Here is a 24,963-nt window from a genome sequence, read left to right as displayed (position 1 = left end):
TGGGAGTGTGAAACTGTGGCAATTGTGGACTGTATTGTTTTTTTTCATTTTAGGTGTTTTGGGTCTAATTGATTACAAAATCACACCATATGACCATTCCCTTTCCTCTCTCATCGGGATATGGGAAGGCTTTTATGAGATAAACCCCAACTTAGTTGATCCAAATTTTGTAATTTATAAATCAGGGGGATATGATGGACAGTTTTTTTACCTTCTCGCAAAAGACCTGTTTAACGAGAACGATTGGAGTTTGATCGTTGATAGTTTTTACTTCCGATACCACCGAATCGGGTTATCTTTTATCACTGGATTGTTTTCACATTTTCTAGGAAGTGAACACTACCCACTTATCACACTCACCTTATTATTTTTTACGTTTTCAGCCTCCGTTTACTATTTATTCAAACTTTTGCCAGATGAGTCAAAATGGCTGGTTCTATTTTATCTATTTTCCCCATATTCTCTAAACTCTAACTTATTGCTTGTAGCTGATTCATTTTTTGTAAGTCTTGCGATCATTAGTTATTACTTTTATAGGGAAAAAAAATTCGCAATTGCATTTGTATTTTTTCTTCTGACAGTTTTCACAAGGGAATTGGGAATTCTATTTTTAGCCCCCATTGTGTTTGTTTCACTTTTCAAAAGAGAGTGGAAAAATGTTTTTCTCTTTTCTTTACCTGGGATACTTTTTTTAGCATTTTTGTTTTATGGATGGATGAATACACCAAACCATTTAGGAACAAACCCACTTGGGTTCAAAGATATGACTGATGGGCCATTATTCGGATTTGTAAAAAGTTTTTTTGATCAAAATACCTTCCAATTCAAACCAAAAGAACTCCCAAAATTATTATTTTTATTTAGTTTTCTTTCGATCTTAATTGTTTGTTATTCTTCAATCAAAGAATCCTTTTTAAAAGACATAGATATTTTAATTCCAATTCTAGGCAGTATGTTTGTCATAGCGATTGCAGAACAAGGATATTGGCGTTCCTTCGATAATCTCAGTAGAATGTTTACATTAATTTTGCCTTTTTCCCTTTTATTACACGATGTAACAAAAAGATATAGTTTTAGATTCTTTCTTGGAACATCGATTGTGTTGTTTATCTTTTTACTGATTCGTATTTTATTCATCACACAAACAAAGGAATATTTTTTAGCTATATGATCTCACTTGCATACTCGCCATGCCCAAATGACACATTCTTATTCTACCACCTTATCAGAAACCCAGATTACCCCATTCAGGAAGAATTGTATGATGTAGAAAACTTAAATGAGTTTGCCTTCCAAGGGAAGTTTCCGGTAACAAAACTTTCTTTTGCAGCTTTTTTTCAAATCATCGATAAATATATTCTCCTAGAAACTGGATCAGCATTGGGAAGAGGGTGTGGACCTCTATTAGTAAGAAAAAAGAATACACTTACTAATTTAGAAAACTACGAAAAACTTTATATACCTGGGCAACTAACAACAGCAAATTTACTTCTATCCCTTTACACAAATGGCACACATAAACCCACCGCACTTCGGTACGATGAAATCATCCCCAATCTTTTGATGGATCAACATAGTTTAGGTGTCATCATTCATGAAGAAAGGTTCACTTACGAAGAAAGAGGATTAGAAAAAGTAGTAGATTTGGGTGAATGGTGGGAATCTTCCACAGGATACCCAATCCCTCTTGGAGCCATCGCTATCAGAAGAGACATTCCTAGGGAAGAAGCACTCAAATTCCAAAACGAATTAAGAAAAAGTTTGAAAAACGCTTACCAAGAGCCAAAAGAAATGATGGATTATATTCGAGAAAATTCACAGAACAAAGATGAGTCTGTGATTCGCGCTCACATCAATTTGTATGTAAATGAATTCACAAAAAATTTAGGTAAAGAAGGCCAAAACGCAGTGTCTTATCTATTCCAAAGGGCAATCGAGGCAGGTTTTATCAAAAAACCCACCAAGAACCTACCTTTATTCTTAGGAGAAAGTTAACATACAAAGGATATGCCCTTTGTCTCGTTTACAAGCTTCCATTGCTTTTGCAACCAACATCCCCGGTTTTAACTTAGATGGATCTGCTTTGATCGCATGACCTGAAGAAAGACCAGATACCAAAAGATCACCTGGGTAGATGGGAACTTGCGTTGCATCAACATGGATTTTTGTCATACCAAGTAGTGCAACGAGAACGTATTCCACACCTTTTTCTTTTTTCCCAAATACAACATTAGCATTCGAAACAGCTACTCCGATTACATTTGTAGAGTAGGGGTGTTTGGATCTGCCAAGTACCCCTGTTTCTTCAGTGGCAACAAGCAAATCTCCCGCTGTGATCACATCCTTCCCATCTAACCGGAAATAACGAGCAATACACTCTTCTCCACCATCTTTTGTGATGCGAAGATTTCCTTCGAACACAGATTCACCGTTTGCATAAATTGCCTTTCCTGATCCAGAGAGTTCATATTCAGGAATTCCTTTTCCATCAACAATAATGGCAAACTCAGATTGAGAAACAAATCGACCACCAGGTGACGTGGTACCGGCACCTAAAATACCTGCTGAACGTGTTGATTCTTTTCCTTTTGAGATCCCATATACACCAATGGAATCACCAAAACCAACAACACCTAAACCAGAAGAAACTCCGACAACTCCAGAACCATTTTTTGTATTTTTCCCATAGATAATGGCATCCGTTTGTTGTGGAGGGACAAAACCTTTAGAGATGGATTCAGCTTCACCTGTGATTTTTAATAATCCCGTATGAGAATTAAAATCATGTTCTTTTTCAGCGTAAGGGTGGGTATGAGGTTTCGGATCCCTTTTATCAGACAATCTTGGATCATCAGCCAATACAACTTTCCCTGGCACCGCTTCTCCATGATTAGCAATGATCACGATCCCTGCATCATCAAACCCAGCTTTGGCGAGACGTTTGTCATTTCCTTGCACAACCACGCCAGCTTTGTTTTCACCTGAATGTGCTAGCTGAACAATTCCATATGATTCCGTGTTTGCTAATTTGAGACGTTTATCATTCCCTTGCACGACCGTATTTATTTCTTCACCGCCATTAGGGGCGAGTTGCACAATCCCTTTTGCCGTTGTTGTTGCATCCTTAAGTCTTGGATCATCTCCAGTGACAACTTTGTCGATTGCTGTTTCACCTGCGTCAGCTAACTGGACAAGACCTACAGCTTTTTTTGTCGCAATTCTTAACCTTGAATCATTTCCCTGAACCGCCACACCTGGTCTCGTTTCACCATCTAACGCAAGCTCCACGATCCCAGGATGTTCTGTTGAAGCATTTCTTAATCTTTCATCATCTGATTGAACAACAAGCCCTGGCCTTGCTTCACCACTCCTCGCAAGCCTGACAAGACCGTGCGTGAGTTCGGTGGCAATTTTTAGGCGTTTATCATTTCCTTGGACGGCAACGCCAGGTTTTTCTTCCCCATCAGATGCCAATTCAACAATCCCACGGTATTCTGTGGTGGCATCACGTAATCTTCTATCATTGGATTGGACAACCACTCCTTCTTTTACTTCTCCATCGACGGCAAGACGGATGATACCTGACCGAAGAACAGATGCATATGGGAGTGGTTCCCTTGTCGGACCACCTGATTCTTTTTTATCAGCACTGGAATACAATTCGATTTCTATGACTTCAGTGATGTATTCCTTTTTGTTTGTTTGTTTCTCATCTATAAAAACAATTTTCAAAAACCGCAAATTAACAGGAGGGAAACGCCATTTATACCATGTCCCTGGCTCGGATAAAAAATAATTTTCTTCATGTAACTGGTGCCATGTAAGATCATCTTCACTATAATAAACAATGAACCTTTCCGGAAAATTGGTGACAGGATCGTTTTTGGTTAACATCCGGAATTCTTCAATTCGGTTCACGGATCCCATATCCATGATGATGTATTCATCCGCTGGTTCTTCCTTTTTTTTAGAAGACCAACCATAGTCAGGTCTTGTATCAAATAAGTTTTCTTTTACACAGAGCCTATCAAGTTCTGAACTAACTTGCATAGACTGAACACCACTGATTAAAATTTTCAATGGTCCAAAACTAATTCGATTTTTTCCGTTACTTGCTTTTCTGGAAATTTTGGAGATAAACTTCACATAACGAGCGCTAGTTAACGAAAATAGCCATTTCGCTGAAGTTTTGAAGGATTTTCGGAATGAAGATTCTTGTAAAATAGGTTCCCAATACTTTCCGTCATGGGATAATTCAAACCGAAACGAATCGGGAAAAAAATCTAATCCATCTTTTCCTGGTAATAACTCAATTCCATTAAAAAAGACAACATCATCAAATTGGAAAATAATCGATGAAAGAGAGGATTGGTCCTTTTCTTCAAAAAATGACAAAAACTCATTGTTTTTGATTTCGTAGGTTCCCGTAGTCGACACGGATGAGATGGGCAAAGAGTAGGGGTGGCTTGTGCGAATTAAATGATCTTTCATGCGCTTTTTCAGTAATGATTCCTTCCAAAAAATACCGTTTTTCTAATCAGTCTATCGAATTTCACTAACACGCGATCCTTCTTCCTTTTCCGTAAACACTACGAGAACGACTGGTTTGACTCTCTCAGTGAAATACATCTGTATGATTTGCCTTAAGTGCCCGAGGACAGCAGAAGTGACGATGATGACGTTCCCATCCGTTTGCACATTGACCTTTTCCAATTGCCGAAAAGAGGATTCGGTGAGTTCTTTTTCTGCCCAAGCCAAAAAGCCAGCCCATGATGCCGGGTGCGGTGAGACGGACTCACGGCTCAAATTTTGCCCATAATTAATCACTTCCTTTGAGCGTAAACTTACCAACTCTCGGCACAAAGTTTGGACATAGGAAACATTCGACTCCATATGTAAGCTGACTGCCTTTTGGTAGGCCTCCAAAGCAATCTCTGGACCAAATAAATTTACCAATGCCTCAAAGTTTTGTTTTTCATCTTTCGGTTGGCCTAAACTTTCTCCCATACCTTTGGTATTTGGTACATGGTTTGTATTGGATATAGTTATATTAATATGGTTAGGGGTCCCGAGAGAACCCCCCTTTGGTGAAAGATTTGAACCCTCAGAGGATTCCGTTGCGGTCCCTGTGAGGTGTATGGAAGTATCTCCCAGAGGGGTAATTTTGGAACCCTCATAGTGGAAAGAAAAGTGGTATCTTGTTGAGGTCCTTCCGCTTCCGGGAACTTGGTATAAAAGCCCCGCTTGGGTTAATTCTTTTTTAGCTGTAACAATCGATTTTTTGGTTTTGAAGCCGGTTAGTCTCATCAAGGTTTCTGTGTTTGGCCAAACTGGTTTGAAATTATAATCACTGAACTTCAGTAAGACTGGGTACAGGGTCTTTGCAGCATGGGAAAGCCCTGCCCAAACACCAGAATCAATGATGTCGGTCATCAGTCGGATATAGGGATGACGCTGGTCACTCAAGGGAGCTCCTCCGTTTTCTGCAAAAATTAAACTAAATTTAAGCAATTAATTTGAAGGAGTTGACATTATTTGACATAATGTTAATTATGTCTCATCCAACAACATTCCTTCGGGAAACCCCGACCCCCTGGTGTTCCAGGGGATTTTTTTATCTGTCGGGTTGGGGCAAAACTAACCCCGCACCTTCTCTCATTAGAAAAGGTGTTTGCTCAAACCAATCAAAAGTTTTATTATGTCACATTATTGTCGGATTCTGGTAGCTGTCAAGTTCGTACAGTATTTTTCCCAGCGAGTACTAAAAATTTTTTTCCTAAGTACTTGACTGCTTAGTACTTGTTTGGGTTATGCCGAATCACCATATTTTTTCGAGAGTTCTTTTCGGATAAATTTATAGATATCACCCAGTAAGATTTCGTCTTCCGATTGGATTTGAATTCCATTGTTTGTGCGTCGGATTTTGTATCCCGAAAGAGGGGAGAGCTTGGTATGATTTGTCTCCCCAGATTTAGCTTGTTTATTGAAATCTTTTGCGTCCTTAACTGTCTTTAGCGTTCCCTTGTGGTACAAAGTTAAGAACTCATCTAAACTTCCTTTTTTTGCAGCTTGGGCGGCTTGGACGAGGAGGTTCTTATTGAAGATTTCATTTTTTTTGCATTTTTCTAAATCAGACTTCGACATGTTAGTAATGGAAAGGACCTCTGTCATATAACTGCGGCTTTTTCCAAAAAGGTCTCCCAATTCTTGGTCCGTGTATTGGTAAGAGTTTTTTAAGAAGAGTAGTGCATCTACTTCTTCATAGGGGGATAAATTTTCCCTCTGTAAGTTTTCAATGACAGCGAGTTTATAAATTTCTTTGTCGGATCGGTTTAAAATTTTACATTCGATTTCTGCCCAACCTAGGGATTTAGCGGCATGGTAGCGCCTCTCCCCAGCGATGATTTTATAATTCCCTTCTTTTTCCCCTTTCGACACGATGATGGGTTGTAAAAGTCCATCCGCTTTTAGTGTCTGTGCCAATTCCTCGATTCCCTTTTTTCGTTCTTGGCGAGGTTGGTGCTCAGAAGGTTGGATCCGGTCCATGCGAATGGTCCGGATGGTGCCATCCAAGTTTTCTGCTTGGTAAATGTCGGCGAGAGTTCCTAAACGTTTACTTTTTAAGCTCATTTAAAACCTCCTCTATGAACCCCTCATATTCTTGCGATTGCCTAGAAGAGCGATTGTAATCATAGACTGATTTTTTTGCTAAATGGCTTTCCCCTATGGCAACCCCATCGGAAATCGTATGTTCGAAGATCCTAAAGTATTTTGTAAGCACAGGTAAAATGGTTTTTGTGAGCAGTGTTTGTGGTTTGAGCTGAGTGATGAGAGCTCCTAAAATCTCAAGGTCAGGGTTGATCCTTTTTTTGATCGATGAAATCGTCTGTTGTAGACCCATGATTCCATCCATCGAAAATTTTTCAGCCTGGAGAGGGATCAAAACAAAGTTTGCGGCCACCAAGCTGTTCACAGTGAATATTGAGAGTGATGGGGGGCAGTCAATGATGACAAATTCAAAATCCTTAAGTCCGGCAAGTGAGTCCCTGAGGATGTATGGAGCTTCAACTGAATTTACGGATACTGTTTCCATTTCCGCCAAACGCATGCTAGATGGAGCTACCCACAAATAGTCGTTATACGCTGGAGTAATGATGTCTTTGATGTTTGCGGCGTTTTGGAAAAGATGGGCAAGGTCCTTTTCGACAGTCTCTGGATTCAGGAAAATTCCTGTAGAGTTTGCCTGTGGGTCCATATCGATGAGTAAAGTTTTGAGATTTCGGCGAGCCAATCCCATGGCGAGATTCAGAGAAGTAGTTGTTTTTCCCTCTCCGCCTTTCTGATTTGCAACTGCAATGGTGATCATCTATCTCTCGTTTCCTTCCCAATTGGTATGCTTTCTTTTTGAAAATTTGGGATCAATTGAATTTTTGAAAGGGAACAAAAAAAGGGTCTTTTGTCCAATTCTACCTTCATTGTCGGACATCCGACATACGAAAAATTAGCAAAAACTATCTCGTCTCTTTTGGTCGGACATCCGACATTCAAAACGGTACGTACTTGACAAAGTGATTAAATTTAAACAGTTTCATAGCATGCCACAACATACGGCTTCCTTGTTTGCATCCAACCAAACAGGCAAAGAATGGATGGAATCCATCCTACCTTCTTTGTGGGCGGAGTTATGTACCGAGTTTGGATTGTCTTGCGGCGTCGTCGTCATCAAGGCAGATGATGAAGATTCATTTTATGAATCAGCAAGTTTTGGGTATGGCGAAGATGGTTTCTATTATACGTTCTTGAACCGAGGATCTGCGGAATGGGACAAACTCATGTCCTCACGAGAGCCTGTTTTTTTCTCAGGCAAAGAATTCCCACTCTTTGGAAAAACAACAAATGCAATGTCAATACGGGTTGTTGCAGAAGAAAGCATCGGTTTCCTTCTGGTAGAATCGGAAGAATTTCCTTCATTTCAAACCGTTGCTTTGTTATCACTTTTCGCAGAAAAAATTGGAAAAGAGTGGGGGAAAAAATTCCCTACCTTCCTTAAAAAATTAAATACCGAGACTCATTCATCTCATCATCATTTCAGAGAAGAAATTCCGAATCTGGCTTCAGCAATTGAGAATTTTAACTCTAAACGATTGGTCTCTATATTTGGTCCTCCAGGGTCCGGGAAAAAAACTTTGGCAAAATGGATTCACAATACGCAGCTTCCGGAAGCTCCAATCCTTGTTGTCGAGTCTGTCCCCGAACATTTTGGTAAGTTTGAAAAAGCAATCATGGAGTGGGGAAAAGAAACGGAATCGGGGAGTTTGGTCTTTTCGAATGTTCATTCTTTCTCTTTAGGCCAACAACAAATCCTCGCAGATTGGTGGTCAAAATCGGAGTTTGGTGGTTCGTTATTCCTTTTAGGACCCACTGAATTTGGTGAAGAATTACTCCCTGAATTCCAACAAATCCTCCGAAACAATTCTGTCTTTTTACCTGCTTTGAGTTTTTTACCGAAACCGTCCTTAAGCCGAATCATCCAATCCACTTTTGCGGAACTCTGCCTACAGCAGAATCGATCTGGGCTTTTGTTGAGTGAGGCGGCAGAAAAAATCCTACTCTCTAATGTTTATAGTGAAAATTTCGTCGGATTACGTAATGCGATCCTGTCAGGGATTCTGACTTGCCGGACTCAAATTGTGGACATCCCTGACCTCAACTTGAATCGAAATCGCATGGATATCGAGATTCCGGATACGGAAGATTTAGACTTGCGGCGGGGGATCGAGGCCTTAGAAAGGCAGAAGATTCTTTTGGCCATGAGGATATTTTCAGGAAACCAAATCCGGATGGCAAAGGCATTGGGAATCTCACGGGGCTCCCTCCAATATAAAATGAAACAACTTGGTTTGATGTAAAGATGGATGATACTGTATACGAAGAACGGAAAACTCCGGCAGGGTTTCTCGTAAAAGTCCGGCTTTCTAAATTGACCTATGTTGTCTTTGCAGAATCTGGACCTGAAGTTCCCAAAGGTGCAAAAAATAATTCCATTGTTGTCAATGTCCCTCGTGTTGGATTTTTTGGGGACGATTTTGACGTTTCCCATTTCCATCTGGGAGAACTTTCCTTTGTGAATGTAAAAGCCGGGAAAATGGTCATTCCTTACCAACACGGATTTTCAAACGAAATCAAAACCATCTATCTAGGAACTGGTAGCCAAAGTGATGTCCTCCCAGTTGTCATTTATCATTATAAAAATAAAGAAGAATTGATGGCTGCTTGGGAAAGGGGAGAGCAGGCACAGTTTTTGGTTGTGGATGAAGAGATCCCAAGATCAGACATGGTCTCTTTTAAGATCCGTTACCCAAGTATGAATATCCTCGTCATTAAGAAAAGGATCAATACATCTGCCGAATCCCAGTCTCCAAAAACCGACGAATCGAAAGACAAAGGTGTTGTGGATTATGACAAAGTTCGTGCCACGGATGTTGCCAAAAACCAGAACTTAAATACCTATAGCGAAAACCCAGTTTTTTTAGCTAGGATCCACCTCCGCGCAATGGAATTGGACAAAGTCAAACAACTGCTGCTCGACTTCCATCTTTCCTCTGACGATGTAATGTTCATCCGGACCTTTTTGGATGTGATGATTAAAAATGAGTATAAAAAACCAGAATTGGATACCGTCAGACCACAGCTCATTGCAATGAACGAAGCCTTCCGCTTAGCCGTCCTCATTTTAGAATTTCAAGTCGATGCATTTGAGAAAGAATTGGATGGCGGTTTCTCAAAAGATATCTCTCATATGATTTACGCACTACTTGCCAAGGAACAAGACTCTGCAAAAGACTTAGAGCACGAGATTGTACTTTGGGAATGGAAACTTCGGGTTCGAGCCGCCATCAATAAAAAATAAGAAAAAAGGCGAAAAAAAGCTTTATTTTTCCTGAATTTGGTAGAAAACTAAGGATAATCATATGTTTTTTCTTAGGTTAACAGAAAAATTGGCACAGAAATTGCTAAGAAGCGTACCATATATTTGCGCCTTGTTAATCTTTCTATTTTCCCAAGGGAACTTATTTGCGAATGAGTGGGATGAACCGATAGTCCTTTTGGAAGATCCGCTTGTCCCTGCCATCGAACTCCGCGATGGACAAATCAGTGAAGTTTTTGTAGAAACAAATTCGGAAGTTGCTCACCGGATAGATGATTTAGAAATAATCAAACCATCTGCAACGGTAGCGAACTCACATTCTTTCAAGTCCCAAAGTTTAGGTCTGGTTTCGGAACTGGTTTGTCACCCAATCGTTCACTTGGATCAAGAAGTGGGAATGGGGAAGTCTGCTGCGGTTTCCTATTGGGAATGCTCCACAAACACAAAAGAAGCGGAGGTTCTCTCTGTAAAATCGATTGCCAACCTAGGACTTGTTGGTTTTCTGGGGATATGTCTCAGCCGAAGCGAGTTGCCTTCCAAAAATTCCTTAACGCCATGCGAAAACTATCATCAGAAGTCAATGACTCTGAAATTTGCAAACGTTTGGAAATCCTCATGGCAACAAGTAAAGACGACTTACCTGTGGCCCACGTCAACCAACTCCTTCAGGACCCAAAGAACTTCGATCCAAAGACAATCCCTGAGCCATACACACAGTATGTCCGACATTTTATCTATATGGTCAAACGAAATGGACGTATACCCACGGACCTTGCCAGCGATGAAACTCCAAACACAACGGCCACTGGAAACAAAGCAGGGAAAAAACCTAACAAAACAAATTCTAACGTTAGTGGACCAAAATCCAAACAAACAAAATCATCATCTGCAAAATCAGACATTTCTGTAAAAAAGACAAGATCTACCCAAACCAAATCTAAAAAATAGCCAATCACCCGCTTGTATGAGTTTATGTGACAGGTGGGGTTCTCCTGAATCCAGTTCTTACCAATCCCCCTGTGCGCACTACAGGAGGAATTCAGCAAAAACGATCATTTTGGGATAGATTTCCCAGACTCAATAATTCTGCCCAAATTTAGGCGATTTTGGCCACATCGAGCAAATTCGCTTTAGAGAATCCAAAAAAAACGGACTAAATGCAAGTATCCAACTGAATTTGGATTAAAAATGCCCATATTTAGGCAAATATTGACAGCCGATTGCATGGCGTATAAGTGACCAAAAGGCATCATCTCTCCAAGAGGACTTCTTTGGAAATGACCATTCCAAGGCAGAAGGTGTTTGGTTTTGGGCAAAGAAATTCGAGCGTGCCTAATGTTTGACACTGACAATTTCGGCAATTGTGCTTTTTTGGGAGCCATGCCGAATTTTCGGCGACTGCACTTTTGATCCGAACCAGAGATGGAACGAATTTTCGATTGAGTAGATCCATTCGTTTTTTATCGATTCTTGGAATCGTGCCGCGCCAAGGGCTTTTATCATTGCATCCTTCTCTTGGCATTCAGGTAAGGAAAAGAACCCTGGTGGGGGTGGACATTGTGGGTAAAATAGAGTTCTAAGGTCTTTTGATGAAACATACAAATGGGAATCCAAATGCAAATCAGCATTAAAAATTCCTTGGAAATCTGCAATTTTGGGGATTGAGCGCCGATTTTTAGGCACTTAAGCCCAAAAAGGACTCCGAACTGCATGGATTTCCCTGTAGAAACACCTCAATCCATGAGGGCAAATTCTACTAAAAATATGATACTTTTTGTGCCAATTTGTCATGTGTATTTGGTTTTCATGCGTCTGTAAAATTGTCATGGTATGGAATATTGGTTGCCAATCGCAACTCCCTCCTCATCTTTCCCTGGTATATGGCAGAAACAATTAGGCTCAGGGTGAAATGCCACGCCTGCTCCAATGTGATTGAAGGGACTGCAAAGTACGGATCTGGCCACTTTGTTCCAGAAGGGGTTCAGTTTGAATTTGTGGCGGTCGGTAAGGTTGAGGGCGCACAAGGGCGTAGAGTCAAGGCGGAAGTGACCTGCACTTGCCCCAATTGTGGTGTGAAATGCAAATACAATGTTTAACGCTTAAAAATAAGCATTTAAATGCTCTTTAATTCAGCAATATTCGGACTTTTTTTTGTGCTCAGTTTGCTCATTTGGCATACTACCAAGGGAGCTTTATTTGCAATTGGTCAAATAGGAGAGATAAAAAAGGCATTTTTAAGATTAATATTAGTAATATATTTGATTAATATTAGTCTATTATTTTATTCTTTTTGGAACTATTCTTACTTAATTTTACTCATTTGGATCGCGCTCGCAGATTTCTTTATTGCAAAAAGGATCTTTGGAACGAAAAATACAGCTACCCGTAAGGTTTGGCTCTGTTTATCTTTGGCGAATAGCTTCGGGATTCTACTTTTCTTTAAATATGGGCATTTTATTGCTGAAAATTGGGCAATTATTTTCGGGTTTCCTTTGGGTTCCCTTCAGTTTTGGGAGCAATGGCTCTTACCCGTTGGCATTTCTTTTTATACCTTCCAATCAGTCTCGTATGTCGTGGATGTCTACCAAGGAGAATTGCAGCCAGAGAGGAAATTTTCCTCGTATTTATTGTTTCTCTCATTTTTCCCTCAACTTGTAGCAGGTCCCATTGTGACCGCCAAATCATTTTTGCCCCAAATCCGAAGACCTCTCTTCTTTTCGAAGATACCGTTTTTATTTGCCATCTCTCTCCTCTTGCTAGGTTTATTTAAAAAAATGGTTTTGGCAGACCACTTAGCTGAAGTTTCTGATTTGGTATTTGGTCATCCTACGGAAATGTCCACTCGTTCCCTTTGGATTGGGATGTTTGCTTACTCTTTGCAGATTTATTGTGATTTTTCTGGCTACACTGACATTGCCCAAGGATCGGCACTTCTATTCGGATTTCGTTTGCCTGAAAATTTCCGAATGCCATACCTTTCCTGTGGTTTCTCTGAATTTTGGACACGTTGGCATATTTCTTTATCACAATGGCTTAGAAAGTATTTGTACTTCCCTCTTGGTGGGAATCGGATGGGATCAGTATTTACCTACCGCAATTTAATAATTGTGATGGCGATCGGTGGGTTGTGGCACGGGGCTTCTTGGAATTTTGTTTTTTGGGGATTGGGTCATGGTTTCCTACTTGTGATAGAACGTTTGACAAAAGATAAATTTTCTTTTTTTCCATCACCTAATTGGAAATCCATCAAGGTCTTGGGAACGTTTTTGTTTGTGACTCTCCTTTGGGTTTTCTTCCGAAGTGCCAATTTAGAAGATTCTCTGTGTTACCTACAGGGCCTTTTTTTGAAAAAGGAGGGTTTTTTGATACCTTACAGCCTTGAAATGAAGTTTGTTTATTGTTTTTTTATCCTTGGTATCGGCCATATGATTGGGTTTTTTATTTTCAAAGAAAACAAACACTTGTTAGCATTTTTTGATAAACATCAAAATTCCTTAGGGAAATTGGCGTTTTTTGCATTTTTGGCGGTTGTCAGCTTGATTGTGATCGTATTGTATTCTGCTGAAAGTAAACCTTTTGTTTACTTTGTGTTTTAGGTTTTGAGATGAAAAAACGTATCTTTTTCGTAGTTTGTTTTTTGGTGTTTTTGTTTGGGATTGATTTTTTGTTTTTTAGGAAAATTCAATTCCTTTTGCCCAACGAGTCTCCTTGGAATACCAATCATTTTTTCAATTTTTTGTACGAATACGAAAGGATTCGATCTCTTCCTAAAACCAAAAAACGAATCATCATTGTCGGAAGTTCAGTTGCTTATTATTCCATTGATGCAAAAGCTTTGCAAAAGGTTTTACTGGAAAAATTTTCTCTGGATGTAGATGTTTTTTATCTCGCATACGCAGGGAATAGTCCTCTTTATGTGTACCTCCTTCTCAATTGGCTCGACCCGTTGGCACCTGATTTGGTTGTATACCCTGTTAATTTTATTGATTATCGCCTTCACCGAACGTATGTTTTATTCCCCGAAGGAAGGAATGATACTGTTGAAGAATCCCTCATGGTAAGAGACGCCCTCACTTTTGGTGAAGCACCTCAGTCTTTATGGGTTTTTCCATGGGAAACGATCAGGGAAATTGGTTCTGCCATGGACATAGAGACGTTTTCGCGTTATCTAGTATCCACTGGTTTTTCTTTTTACCGTTACAAAGATATTTATGAACAAAACCTTCAAAATTTATTCCAACACCGATTTGGCCGAAATACAAGTTATCATTCCTATATGGGTGTTTCTATCCCAGAGGGTGTGAATGGGCTTGGTTGGACCGGAAAACAGTTTAGTTTTTTCCCAACAAACAAAATGGAAGAAAAAGGGTTTTGGATCGAAGTGACTCAGTTTCTACTTTCGGGTTCCACTTGTCAGATAAAATTCTCAAATGGTGACCACAATCAAGTTGTAGAACTAAGCCAACCACGTTGGACCAAAATCCAATTGGATCCTGCGTTCTTTCGAGAAAAAAAACAAATCACTGCAACTCTTTCACGAGTTTGGTATGCCCATGAAGCGAGTGGGGCTTATCTCGATTACCACTGGGATCCAATGGGTGTGCGTTTGGAACAGACGTTTGGTTTAGAGGAACCAAAAGCAGGTGTTCAGTACATACGCGAACCAAGGACGGAGGACTTTCGTTACAATGGAATGGATGATGAAACCTACACCCGGTATTTTTACTATCGATTGTTAGAGGGCTTGGAAAAACGGCCAGGGATTGGTTATTTAGTCGCATTAAAACATGCCAAAGAACGGATACGAAACGAGAAGTTCCGGCCAATTTTCCATTTTGATTACATCCAAAAAATTGCTGACCATTTCCGGAATCGCAATGTTTCGTTTTTACTCATCAACAACCCTGAAAATCCCATTTCGCTACGTTGGTACGAAAACTCCGATTGGTACAAAGACCACTTACGATTCTTACAATCATTGGAATCAGGATCAGTTCATTTTTGGGACATCCACGATGCACTTCCCATGCAGGGATTTTCCGATTTTCATCACTTCACATATGTCGGAATGGAACAAATGAATTCGATTTATGCAGAAAGAATTGGAAATCTCTTTCCGAAATAACATGTTTTTCAATCCTTACATTAGATAAGGAAAATTATGGAAAAAATCAAAGTTGGAGTCCTGGGCGCAACAGGATCCGTCGGTCAAAGATTCATTCAACTTTTGGAGAATCACCCTTATTTTACGGTGACTCATTTAGCAGCTTCTGAAAAAAGTGCAGGCCAAACCTATGGTGAGGTGATGAAGTCTCGTTGGAAGATTTCTTCTGACATTCCTTCTTATGCAAAAGACATTATCATTTCCTTACCTGATCCCAATGTGACGAAGGGCGTGCAACTTGTGTTTAGCGGGCTTGATGCCTCCATTGCTGGAGAAGTCGAAACTGCTTATGCGGAAGCGGGAGTCATGGTGTTATCCAATTCCAAAAACCACAGAATGGACCCAAATGTACCAATCCTTTCTGCGGAAGTGAATGCACACCATTTGGATGTTCTCTCTGCCCAAAAAACCAAAGGAAAAATCATTACAAACTCAAATTGTACGATCATGGGTGTGACCATTTCTTTAAAACCTTTGATGGATGCGTTTGGATTAAAATCAGTGATGTTATTTTCGATGCAAGCAATCTCAGGAGCAGGTTATCCTGGTGTTCCAACAATGGATATCCTTGGTAACATAGTTCCTTACATTGGTGGTGAAGAAGACAAAGCAGAAATCGAACCACAAAAATGTTTGGGGACTGTTGAAGGTGGAATCATCAAATCTGCAGACTTTAAAATTTCGGCTCATTGCAATCGAGTTCCAGTGTTTGATGGACATACCGTTTGTGTCTCAGTAGCATTTGATAAAAAACCAAAAAAAGAAGAGATTTTAAAGGTTTGGGCCGATTTTAAAGGGGAACCTCAGAAATTGGGATTGCCGTTTGCACCAAACCCAGCTATCCTTTACCGCGAAGAAAACGATCGCCCCCAACCACGTCTTGATTTGGACACAGGGAAGGGAATGACAACTGTAGTAGGAAGGTTACGAGAGGATTCTATCTTGGACTGGAAGTGGGTTGTTTTATCGCATAACACGATTCGAGGTGCTGCAGGCGCAGCGATTTTGAATGCAGAGTTATTGTATAAAAAAGGATATTTTAAGTAAGGACTCACCAGTTACATGTTAGATCCAAATCTCCCAGAATTAAAAGTCATGGACTACACTGCCTGTCTGCAAAAGGTACAGGCAATGGATTCTCGTGGAGATTTTTCTTATAAAGGGATTTATAAGGTACTGCTTGTTATCTTTGAATGGACAGATAAGTTCTTACAAAATCGTGTTTTACCGAACGTAGAACAAATTGAACGTGATAGTTCAATAGATCGTGACCGCACAGAAAATTATGTCATTGATCTGAGTTATAAACAAAATCCAGCTATCATTAAAAAATTAAATGTTTTAGAATTCCACCCAAATGAACCTGGGGATCCGGAAAATCCAAGAACCTACATTAAACACAATACTGTGTTTGCAAGACCAACTACCTCTGATGGGGGGACTGCCTTTCGCTATGCACTTGGTTTGAATGAACTTTCAACTACCGCCATAAAAGGTTGGTTCAATGAGAAAAGAAAGTATGTAGGAAAAGAAAAAATGCGTAAGGTGATCAAAGCGGCAGTGGATGCCAATCGTTTGTTTGATACCTATGCATCGACTGAACTTGGGAATTTATTTCAGTGCCCGTATGACAAAACAAAGGTACAAAAAGATGCAACGATTGTCATCCATTTGAAACCAATCTTGAAACAGTTGGTGGATGATAAAATTTTATTTTTCTTTCGGAATGACTCGGCTTCGAGGCCAGCGAACAAAAGTGTTTTTTTATACAATAGGCCATCCGAAATAGCTGATCGTTATGATGCCTATATTGATTATACCAAAAATACAATTTACCCTGCCTTAAAAAATCTTGGCGTTATGGGGGAAGTCACTGAAGATTCCTGGAACTCACCAAAGAACATTTTAACGGAAATCAAAGGATATATGAATGAATCCTATGGTGACCAAAAAACCCTGATTGAAGAATGTTTGGTATTAAATGAAATCATAGAAAAAGATAAAGAAAGGGAAGAGAAACAAAAACGCAAACAACAAATTGAGGATCTGATGGCTTTTCTTGCGGAAGCCGGTCGTATTGTTGAAGTGAATTTGTTACGAGTGAGTGGTGAGCCATTGACAGATGAATTTCGGTCGATGTTGTTATCTCAACCAGAAGTTTTGTACACTGAATATGCCGACAAACGCGTGTACAATGAATTTATATTACATAAATCCTGTATTCCACAAGCAATTGAGTCTGCAAAACGCACTTTCCAAATCAAACATTCTGATTTAGAAATTCGTGTTCTAAACCAAATGAATGTCACTCTCCATTTGAATGATGAAAGTCCGAAACGACTCTTAGAAGAAATTGAAGCACAAAGTTTATTTCAATTTTTGCCATTTTTTACTCGGCTTTGGCGGATGATTATGGGTAGTATGACGGTTCATAAGTTTGAAATTCCTCCCATCAAAGCCCGTTTACAACAGCAACTAACAAGGGATTTGGCGAGCCAAAAAGTAAAGAAGATATCCCAAGAAAAAGAAAAATTGGTGAAAGCAAGGTTAAAAGAAAGAGAAGAAGCGGAAAAAGACGCCGAACGAAAATCGAAACAAAGCCATGTTCAATCTACTTCTCCTTCGAATAGTTCTTCAGACGATGATGATGATCATGAACAAGTCAAACAGGGAAGTCCAGAAGAAGAAAAAAAATGGAAAGAATCCATTGAAACCATCATCCGAATTTTAGATGAAGCCTGGGAATTTGGTGTCTTCCCTGACCGTGAATATGTTTTATCAAAACTCAATGGTAAGTTTACAGAAGAAAATTTGATCTTTTTTCTAAAAAAATTTGGAGGGAAGGAGATCTATAGTTTTCCTATCCGAAACCAAAGAGAAAAATTCCCTTGGCCCATACTTGTTTCCACTGGGTATTTGAAACGACATGGCAAAAAACTTTTGGAAAAAGTTTCTGCTGAAAGTGAAAAGCAACGTAATGACAAATTTCCTAATCAAGAAAAATTCGATATTGCGGAATCGCAATTGGATTTTTTAAACCGAATTTTACCTAAATTAAAACCTTAACATTATGCCAGCAATTGAACAATTAAGAGCCAGAAAAACAAAGATCGTTTGCACCATAGGTCCTGCGACAGCATCAAAAGAAATGATCCGAAGTTTAGCTTTGGCAGGGATGAATATCGCAAGGATCAATATGAGCCATGGCGATCACGAATTTCATCGAAAAATCATTCGTATCATCAAATCATTAAACAAAGACGAATTACATAAACAACCAATTTCAATTTTGTTGGATACTCAAGGGCCAGAAATTAGGACTGGGGATGTTCAAAATGATTTACACTTAAAAGTGGGAGAAACGTTTACTTTCCACATCATTCCAGGGATGGAAGCAGAAGCACAAAGTGTTTTTGTGAATTACCGTGACATTGTAAAAGATTTAAAAGTTGGTGATAAAGTTACGGTAGACAACGGACTTATCAATCTTGCGGTGCAGGAGATACGTGAAAATGAACTCATTTGTACAGTGTTAGATGGTGGAAAATTAGGTTCAAGAAAACATATCAACTTACCTGGGATTCGAGTAAATATCCCTTCCATCACGCCCAAAGACCTAAAAGACATTTTGTTTGGATTAGAGGAAGATATTGACTTTGTTGCTTTATCATTTGTGCGATCACAAGAAGATGTGGTTCAACTTCGTGGCATCATCGATGAAAAGAAACACCATGCTCAAATCATTGCCAAAATCGAAGACCAAGAAGGTTTAAAAAACTTAGACGAGATCATCAAATCGTCTGATGGTATTATGGTGGCACGTGGCGACCTGGGAGTTGAGATTGAAATCGAAGAACTTCCTATCGTGCAGAGGCGAATCATCAAACGTTGCCAAGAAGAAGGGAAACGAGTTATTGTTGCGACTCATTTACTTGAATCGATGATCCATAATCCGTCTCCAACCAGAGCCGAAGTTACGGACGTAGCCAATGCCGTGTATGAAGAAGCTGATGCCATTATGTTATCTGGTGAAACCGCTATGGGGAAGTATCCAGTTCGATGTGTTGAAATGTTAGATAAAATTGCACGTCGAATGGAAATGTCGATTAACTTAGGTCTTGCGGCACAACGTAAACCAAAAGACCAAAAGGAAGAAATGGCAAGGTCTGCGGCAAATCTTGCTGATTCCATGCAAGCACATGCCATTATCGCCATCACTAGACGTGGAATTACAGCCAATAATTTAGCTTCGTTTCATCCTAGGTACCCTATTGTCCATGCTTTTACGAACATGACGTCTGTTAGACGAAAGTTATGGTTAACTCGCGGTGTCATACCATACAGAGTGGATTTTTCTTCCGATCCAGAAAAAACGATCAAACTTGCCATCCAAACACTTGTGAATAATGGATATTTGCAGATGGGTGAAAAGGTAGTCATTTTATCTGACATCATTGCGGGTGAGGAAAGAGTAGAAACCATTCAAGTCCGCGAAGTCAAGTAATCACATGCCATTAAGGGGAATGATGATTTTGTTGGTGTTAATACCAACAATTTTTGTTTACCCTATTTTTTCCGAAGATAGAAAATCAGACGTACCAGAATGGTTGGGTGAGTTTAAGAAACTCGACGAGAAAGAGCTGGCCAATAAAAAAGAAGGCTGGTATGCAACAGGGCTGCCATTATTTGGAAATGATGCAGTGAATGGAGCTGGTCTTGGGATCCTAGCCAATATTTTTTATAATGGAACCAAGTCGGATTCCTCCTTTAAATATACCCCTTATGAACATATGTTCAATGTGGGAGTTTACAGAAGTAATCGTGGAACTCAAAACAACTACCTTGCTTGGGATGCTCCTTATTTTTTAGATACGGCCTATCGTATGCGAGCTTATGTTGGGCATGATGAGAGTCTTTATAACCAATACTTTGGAGTTGGGACAGAAAGTTTACAACCATTGTATTTTCGAGATCGAAATGCTGATGGCAGTCGAATCGTTAGGAATGCAACTTTTTCAGATTTTGAAAATGCAAATGCTTATTCAAAAAATCGTGGGTTAGGCCGTGAATTTACATCCACACAACATTATCATGATTACCAATTTGAAACTACCTATGGTCAATTTGCTGCTGACAAAACAGTATTTCAAGTTTTTCGAGTTTGGGGTGGTGTTGAGTTTTCTAAAAATATAGTTAGGCGCTACGATGGTAAATCAACTGAAGCGAAAGACCCACTTACTAGTGGTAAAGTTCCCGCCGTTGAAGATTCTTCTAAAATTACTGAAGATTCAAATTCGGGCAAAATCATTGGTGTAAATGGTGGGAATCTAAATTACCTAAGAGCCGGGATCGCTTATGATACGAGAGACTATGAACCAGACCCAGACAGGGGATGGCTCATTGAATACAATATCAATCGAGCAGAACGAACCATCGGATCAGATTTCAATTATTTAAGACATTTTGCTCAAATTAAAAATTTTTACCAACCATTCCCAAAACTTTTTGAAGAATTTGTGATCGCTCAACGAGTGGCACTGACCAAGGTAGAAGGGAATGTCCCTTTTTTTGAATACCGTTATTTATTTTCGATTGATGGACCCTTTGGTGCGTTAGGTGGGCAGAATACTTTACGTGGGTATCGTCAAGAACGGTTTTTTGGACCTGTGATTGGTTTTTATAATATTGAATTCCGCTATCGAGTGGGGAGTTTTTCAATTTGGGATCAATTTTTCCAAGTAAGCATAGTGCCATTTTATGATGTAGGTAGAGTTTGGGACAAATTACGCCAAGTGAATGCTTTGGATTATAAACACTCACGTGGTTTAGGATTACGGCTTGTTTGGGACCAAGCTACCGTAATCCTAATGGACTATGCCTATTCTAAAGAAGACCAATTGTTTTATCTAGACATTGGCCATACATTTTAAAGTTTTGTTAGTTGAATCTTTCCTTTCGGATCACTTCCACATCATTCATAAAGATAACCATAGGATACTTCTCCAGGTATTTTTCCGAGAATATTTGAAAAATCTTCATGGCCTTTCCTTCCGAAACTAACGATTCCAATCGTATGTTTTTGCCTTCCCATGATGTTAGGTGAGAGTGATTGATTCCTTCCCCTTTAGCTTCGCTGATAGTATAACCTTTGACATTGACCGATTTTAGTTCTAATACCAATCGATCTTGTAATGCTTCGTCAGCAATGATGGTGATGAGTTTTGCTTTTTCTAATTTCATGATTAAACTCCGTAAAGGTATTTTGAGACAGCCAGGTATAAGGGTAAACCAACTGAAAGGTTGAAGGGGAAGGTGATGGCAAGGGAAGCAGTCAGATAAATGGCTGGGCTTGCCTCAGGGATGGCAATGCGAACAGCAGCAGGTGCAGCGATGTACGAAGCACTGGCGCTGAGAGTTCCAAGCACCATGGCGCCACCCATTGTCAATCCAATCATCTGTCCTAAAAACAAACCAAACATAGCCGTGCAGATTGGAAATAGGATTCCGAAACCAATCAAAAACACACCTGCTTTTTTTAGGTCTGCTAGTCTTCGTCCCGTGACAATTCCAACTTCCAAAAGGAATAAAATCAACATTCCACGGAAAGGTGTTTCAAAAAGTGGGGCAAATTGTTCATGACCTTTTTTCCCAGAAATCATTCCAATGACTAAGCCACCTAATAGTAACAAAGTGCCTTTTCCAGTGAAAAGCTCGTGTAAAATTTTACCCCAAGAAGATTCTTCGGATTTGTCTTTTGGGTTCATTTTGATAAGGAGTAAGGCAACAAGAATTGCTGGGACCTCCATAATTGCCAGTAAACTTGGCATAAATCCTTCATAACTGATTTGTAATGAATCAAGAAATGCGAGGGCTTCACTAAATGTTACTGCGGAAACTGATCCGTAATGGGCGGCAAGAGCAGCTGCATTTGCTTTATCATACTTTCCAAATTTCGTTAACAACCCAAATGCAATGAGAGGGATTGTGACACAAAGAATGAGTGCTGCAAGTGCAGGTTTGTAGAATTCAAGAATTGTGGTGTTACTCAATTTGACACCACCTTTTAATCCAATTGCAAAGAGTAAATAAATGGTAAGCCCTGCATACATCCCATCTGGGAATTTGAGATCACTTTTGATGAGAGTTGCAATGATTCCTAATAAAAATGCAAGGAACATTGGGGTCTGTAAATTTGCAACTAATGCGTGTAAGATATCCATGTTTGTTACCTATTTTGTGATGGAAGAAATATAGTCTTCGGTTAAAAAATTTACTTTACCAGTTTCTAAATCGTAAACCGCACCTACGATTTGTAATTGGCCTCTGTTATAATATTTAGAAATGATAGGATCCAGTTTGCGAAGTGATACTACTTGTAATGCAACATTGGCTTTGACGGCATTGTCTAAAAAATCACCTTCCATGTGTTTGACTTTTTCTGCGGCAGGTTTGATGGCATTGGTGAGAGCGATAATATGGCCAGGAACTTCATCAGCCTTACAAGCAGCTCCTACAGCACCGCAGCTCGAATGTCCGAGTACAACGATGAGATTCACCCCAAGCACGGCCACAGAGAATTCAATTGATCCCCAAGAAGCATAAGTTGAAACTTGGCCCGCCGTTCTTAAGATAAAAAGATCACCTAAGCCTTGGTCGAACACAATCTCATTCGGCACTCTTGAATCAGAACAACCTACGATTGTCGCAAATGGATTTTGTTTTTTGGAAACTTCTTTGATACGTTCTACAGATTGGTTCGGGCGTATTGATTTTCCTTGAACAAATCTTAAATTTCCTTCTACCAATCGTTGTAATGCCTCTTTTGCAGGGATACCTGGGTTATTGCTCTCCGCCATTAGTTGGGTTGTAATGGAGAAGAAAAAGAAACTGATAAAAAACCTAAATCCTTTCATTGGATTCTCCTTGGGGGTCCCTATTTCGGATGGGATGCCCTAAAAATACAAAAAAAATAATTCACGAATAAAAATACACGAAAAAAAATGCGTATGATGGAAAAAATGTTCCATCCCCGCTGCTAATGGATCCAACAGAAATTGAATTAGGATATTAAGTGATTGGTTTTTGTCGATTTACTTTGTTCTTCTGGTAGAGAATGATCCAACCAAACTTCTTTTTACTGGGTTTCTTGTTGTCTGAAAGAAAATCTTACACTCTAAGTAAAAATAATGCCGGCTAGTGGGCAGTATCAATATTTTACACTGCGTGTAAAAATAACTGCGAAGGAGAGATACATGAATATGAATTGGCTGCTAAAAGGACCAATCGTTCTCAGTGGCGTTTCATGCAAGGGAATGCCACTCATTTTCCGATGGTCCTTCTAATTAAGAGAATCTTTCACTTCATGGGAATTTCTATCACAAGAAATTCTGATTTCACAGAAGCTTCAAAGTGATATTCATCTATCCCCGAAAGTCCGACTGCGTCCCTTCGCTCTAAAGATGTCCCTTCAGCGGTTAGTTTTCCTTGGATGAGGAATACATAAATCCCTTGGTTAGGTGCGTGCACTTTGTAAGTCAGTGTATTACTTGGTTCCAAAGTTGCCAACGAAAAGTAGGCATCTTGGTTAATCCAAACAGCTTCGTCATCGATAGGTGATACAACAGTTTGAAACCGGTTTAATCTCCCTGCTTCGTGGAATGATTTTTGGTCATACCTCGGTTGGATATTGGGCACTTTGGGTAAAATCCAAATCTGCAAGAAATTGACTTTTTTTTCAGAGCTATGATTGAATTCCGAGTGTTGGATCCCTGAACCTGCCGACATAATCTGAACATCACCTGTTTTGATGATACCATTCGTACCTGTACTATCTTTATGAGCTAGTTCTCCGAAGAGAGGGATGGAAACGATCTCCATATTTTGGTGGGGGTGGGTTCCAAATCCCATACTAGGTTCTACGATGTCATCATTCAATACACGGAGTGCACCAAAATTGGTCTTTTCTGGGTGGTACCAATGGCCAAAACTGAAGGAGTGATGGCTATCCAACCAACCAAAATTGACATGCCCTCGCTCCGAAGCGGGGAAGAATTTTTTTTGAAGTGTGGTTTTGCTGGTGTTCGTTGTTTCCATATTAAATAGTTTAATATTAAACTAAATATTGTCAAGACAGATTCTTTTTACATTCACTAAAAAAAGAAAATCACTTCCCAATCACTTTGATTCTTAGAGGATCATCCTATGTCGGAATTAGCGTTAGAATCAATACAAAACAAAAAAAATTGGTTACAATTAGGGCCCGTGTATGTCAACCGAGTGAGGTTTTTACTCGCAGGTTTTTATATCATCGCAACTTTAGGATCGTTCAAAACATCCACAACCCTACAAACCACAAGTTACCTTGTAGGAATCACTTGTATGTTTTTATACGGAGGTTTGCAGGCATATTTATTCAAAGTTGGTAAATTGAATTCTTTGTTTCCGAAACTTTTGATAATACTTGATATCACCGTTTTATTCGCAGTGACTGCATCGGGGCTAATGGGTGGAAGTACTGTCGCAGCAGATTTAATTAAATCTCCTACACTATATGTATTATATTACTTCTATGTTGTTTATTCTGCTTTTTTATTCTCGAAACGAACTTTACTCATCAGTACTTATTACTCTGCGTTTTGTTTGCTATTGATATTGATGATCGGATACTGGCAAGGAGTGTCTTTTAAAGAGGCAGAAGGACTTCAGAGTGAAAAAGGAACAGTAGCAATCTCGAATGAAGTTTTTAAAGTTTTATTTTTGATTTGTTTTGGTTATCTAACTACAACTGTCCTTAATTTATTAAACGAAATCAAGAATGATTCAGAAGAAAAACATAAACTTGCAGAAAAGGAAAGAGAAAATGCAAACATAC

At 39.5% G+C, this 24,963-nt stretch carries 20 protein-coding genes and 1 pseudogene; 13 read left to right on the top strand and 8 right to left on the bottom strand.

Annotated features, from left to right (window positions below; genetic code table 11):
• The first annotated feature begins 7 nt into the window (after window positions 1-7).
• Window positions 8-1,171, top strand: a complete 1,164-nt coding sequence (locus tag EHQ43_RS00105; protein ID WP_135753746.1) for an AZOBR_p60025 family cell surface glycopolymer formation protein — start codon at window positions 8-10, stop codon at window positions 1,169-1,171.
• On the top strand, window positions 1,168-1,995 hold the full coding sequence (locus EHQ43_RS00100) for a 1,4-dihydroxy-6-naphtoate synthase (protein WP_135742568.1): 828 nt from the start codon (window positions 1,168-1,170) through the stop codon (window positions 1,993-1,995). Before EHQ43_RS00105 ends, EHQ43_RS00100 begins: the two co-directional genes overlap by 4 nt.
• On the opposite strand, the gene EHQ43_RS00095 is transcribed toward EHQ43_RS00100, so the two are convergent.
• The 4 genes from EHQ43_RS00095 to EHQ43_RS00080 all read right to left on the bottom strand — a co-directional run bounded on the left by EHQ43_RS00095 (window position 1,981) and on the right by EHQ43_RS00080 (window position 7,366).
• Complete coding sequence (locus EHQ43_RS00095) at window positions 1,981-4,491, bottom strand: discoidin domain-containing protein (protein ID WP_135769837.1); 2,511 nt, start codon at window positions 4,489-4,491, stop codon at window positions 1,981-1,983. The genes EHQ43_RS00100 and EHQ43_RS00095 overlap by 15 nt on opposite strands.
• A gap of 51 nt (window positions 4,492-4,542) precedes the next feature.
• Window positions 4,543-5,433: a helix-turn-helix domain-containing protein gene (locus EHQ43_RS00090; protein WP_167481736.1), complete on the bottom strand. Its 891-nt coding sequence runs from the start codon at window positions 5,431-5,433 to the stop codon at window positions 4,543-4,545.
• Between the two features lie 375 nt (window positions 5,434-5,808).
• The gene (locus tag EHQ43_RS00085; RefSeq protein ID WP_135742571.1) at window positions 5,809-6,630 is read right to left on the bottom strand and encodes a ParB/RepB/Spo0J family partition protein; all 822 of its coding nucleotides are present in this window, start codon (window positions 6,628-6,630) and stop codon (window positions 5,809-5,811) included.
• A complete protein-coding gene (locus EHQ43_RS00080; protein WP_135742572.1) occupies window positions 6,614-7,366 on the bottom strand; it encodes a ParA family protein in 753 nt (250 codons plus the stop codon). Before EHQ43_RS00080 ends, EHQ43_RS00085 begins: the two co-directional genes overlap by 17 nt.
• A 229-nt stretch (window positions 7,367-7,595) precedes the next feature.
• Between EHQ43_RS00080 and EHQ43_RS00075 the strand changes: the two genes are divergently transcribed.
• The 10 genes from EHQ43_RS00075 (at window position 7,596) to omp85 (ending at window position 21,022) form a co-directional block, all read left to right on the top strand.
• Complete coding sequence (locus EHQ43_RS00075; protein ID WP_167481734.1) at window positions 7,596-8,909, top strand: helix-turn-helix domain-containing protein; 1,314 nt, start codon at window positions 7,596-7,598, stop codon at window positions 8,907-8,909.
• Window positions 8,910-8,911: 2 nt separating this feature from the next.
• A complete protein-coding gene (locus EHQ43_RS00070) occupies window positions 8,912-9,910 on the top strand; it encodes a hypothetical protein (RefSeq protein ID WP_135753749.1) in 999 nt (332 codons plus the stop codon).
• Window positions 9,911-10,438: 528 nt separating this feature from the next.
• Window positions 10,439-10,876, top strand: coding sequence for a phosphatidylinositol phospholipase (locus tag EHQ43_RS00065; protein WP_135753750.1), 438 nt, complete (start codon window positions 10,439-10,441; stop codon window positions 10,874-10,876).
• A gap of 932 nt (window positions 10,877-11,808) precedes the next feature.
• The gene (locus tag EHQ43_RS00060) at window positions 11,809-12,024 is read left to right on the top strand and encodes a hypothetical protein (RefSeq protein ID WP_081431686.1); all 216 of its coding nucleotides are present in this window, start codon (window positions 11,809-11,811) and stop codon (window positions 12,022-12,024) included.
• 21 nt (window positions 12,025-12,045) lie between these two features.
• The gene (locus tag EHQ43_RS00055; RefSeq protein ID WP_135769834.1) at window positions 12,046-13,524 is read left to right on the top strand and encodes an MBOAT family O-acyltransferase; all 1,479 of its coding nucleotides are present in this window, start codon (window positions 12,046-12,048) and stop codon (window positions 13,522-13,524) included.
• 8 nt (window positions 13,525-13,532) lie between these two features.
• Window positions 13,533-15,053 carry a hypothetical protein gene (locus EHQ43_RS00050; RefSeq protein WP_135769833.1) on the top strand — a complete coding sequence of 507 codons (1,521 nt, stop codon included), beginning with the start codon at window positions 13,533-13,535 and terminating at the stop codon, window positions 15,051-15,053.
• 36 nt (window positions 15,054-15,089) lie between these two features.
• Window positions 15,090-16,139, top strand: coding sequence for an aspartate-semialdehyde dehydrogenase (gene asd / locus EHQ43_RS00045; protein WP_135769832.1), 1,050 nt, complete (start codon window positions 15,090-15,092; stop codon window positions 16,137-16,139).
• 15 nt (window positions 16,140-16,154) lie between these two features.
• A complete protein-coding gene (locus EHQ43_RS00040; protein ID WP_135753753.1) occupies window positions 16,155-18,158 on the top strand; it encodes a hypothetical protein in 2,004 nt (667 codons plus the stop codon).
• A gap of 4 nt (window positions 18,159-18,162) precedes the next feature.
• A complete protein-coding gene (pyk, locus tag EHQ43_RS00035; RefSeq protein WP_015679380.1) occupies window positions 18,163-19,596 on the top strand; it encodes a pyruvate kinase in 1,434 nt (477 codons plus the stop codon).
• A 34-nt stretch (window positions 19,597-19,630) separates the two neighbouring features.
• Window positions 19,631-21,022: an Omp85 family outer membrane protein gene (gene omp85, locus EHQ43_RS00030; protein ID WP_244242563.1), complete on the top strand. Its 1,392-nt coding sequence runs from the start codon at window positions 19,631-19,633 to the stop codon at window positions 21,020-21,022.
• Between the two features lie 7 nt (window positions 21,023-21,029).
• On the opposite strand, the gene EHQ43_RS00025 is transcribed toward omp85, so the two are convergent.
• From EHQ43_RS00025 to EHQ43_RS00010, 4 genes are all read right to left on the bottom strand, one after another.
• Complete coding sequence (locus EHQ43_RS00025) at window positions 21,030-21,332, bottom strand: P-II family nitrogen regulator (protein WP_135742581.1); 303 nt, start codon at window positions 21,330-21,332, stop codon at window positions 21,030-21,032.
• 2 nt (window positions 21,333-21,334) lie between these two features.
• Window positions 21,335-22,312, bottom strand: coding sequence for a sodium-dependent bicarbonate transport family permease (locus EHQ43_RS00020; RefSeq protein WP_135742582.1), 978 nt, complete (start codon window positions 22,310-22,312; stop codon window positions 21,335-21,337).
• 9 nt (window positions 22,313-22,321) lie between these two features.
• Window positions 22,322-23,005, bottom strand: coding sequence for a carbonic anhydrase (locus tag EHQ43_RS00015; RefSeq protein ID WP_135742583.1), 684 nt, complete (start codon window positions 23,003-23,005; stop codon window positions 22,322-22,324).
• 442 nt (window positions 23,006-23,447) lie between these two features.
• Window positions 23,448-24,185, bottom strand: coding sequence for a pirin family protein (locus tag EHQ43_RS00010; RefSeq protein WP_135769830.1), 738 nt, complete (start codon window positions 24,183-24,185; stop codon window positions 23,448-23,450).
• Window positions 24,186-24,293: 108 nt separating this feature from the next.
• On the opposite strand from EHQ43_RS00010, the pseudogene EHQ43_RS00005 reads away from it, so the two are divergent.
• A pseudogene (locus tag EHQ43_RS00005) lies at window positions 24,294-24,963 on the top strand (methyl-accepting chemotaxis protein); the annotation flags it as partial.

It is taken from the genome of Leptospira bouyouniensis, from assembly GCF_004769525.1.
GTDB classification, from domain to species: domain Bacteria; phylum Spirochaetota; class Leptospiria; order Leptospirales; family Leptospiraceae; genus Leptospira_A; species Leptospira_A bouyouniensis.
This window is presented reverse-complemented; position numbering and strand designations above follow the sequence as displayed.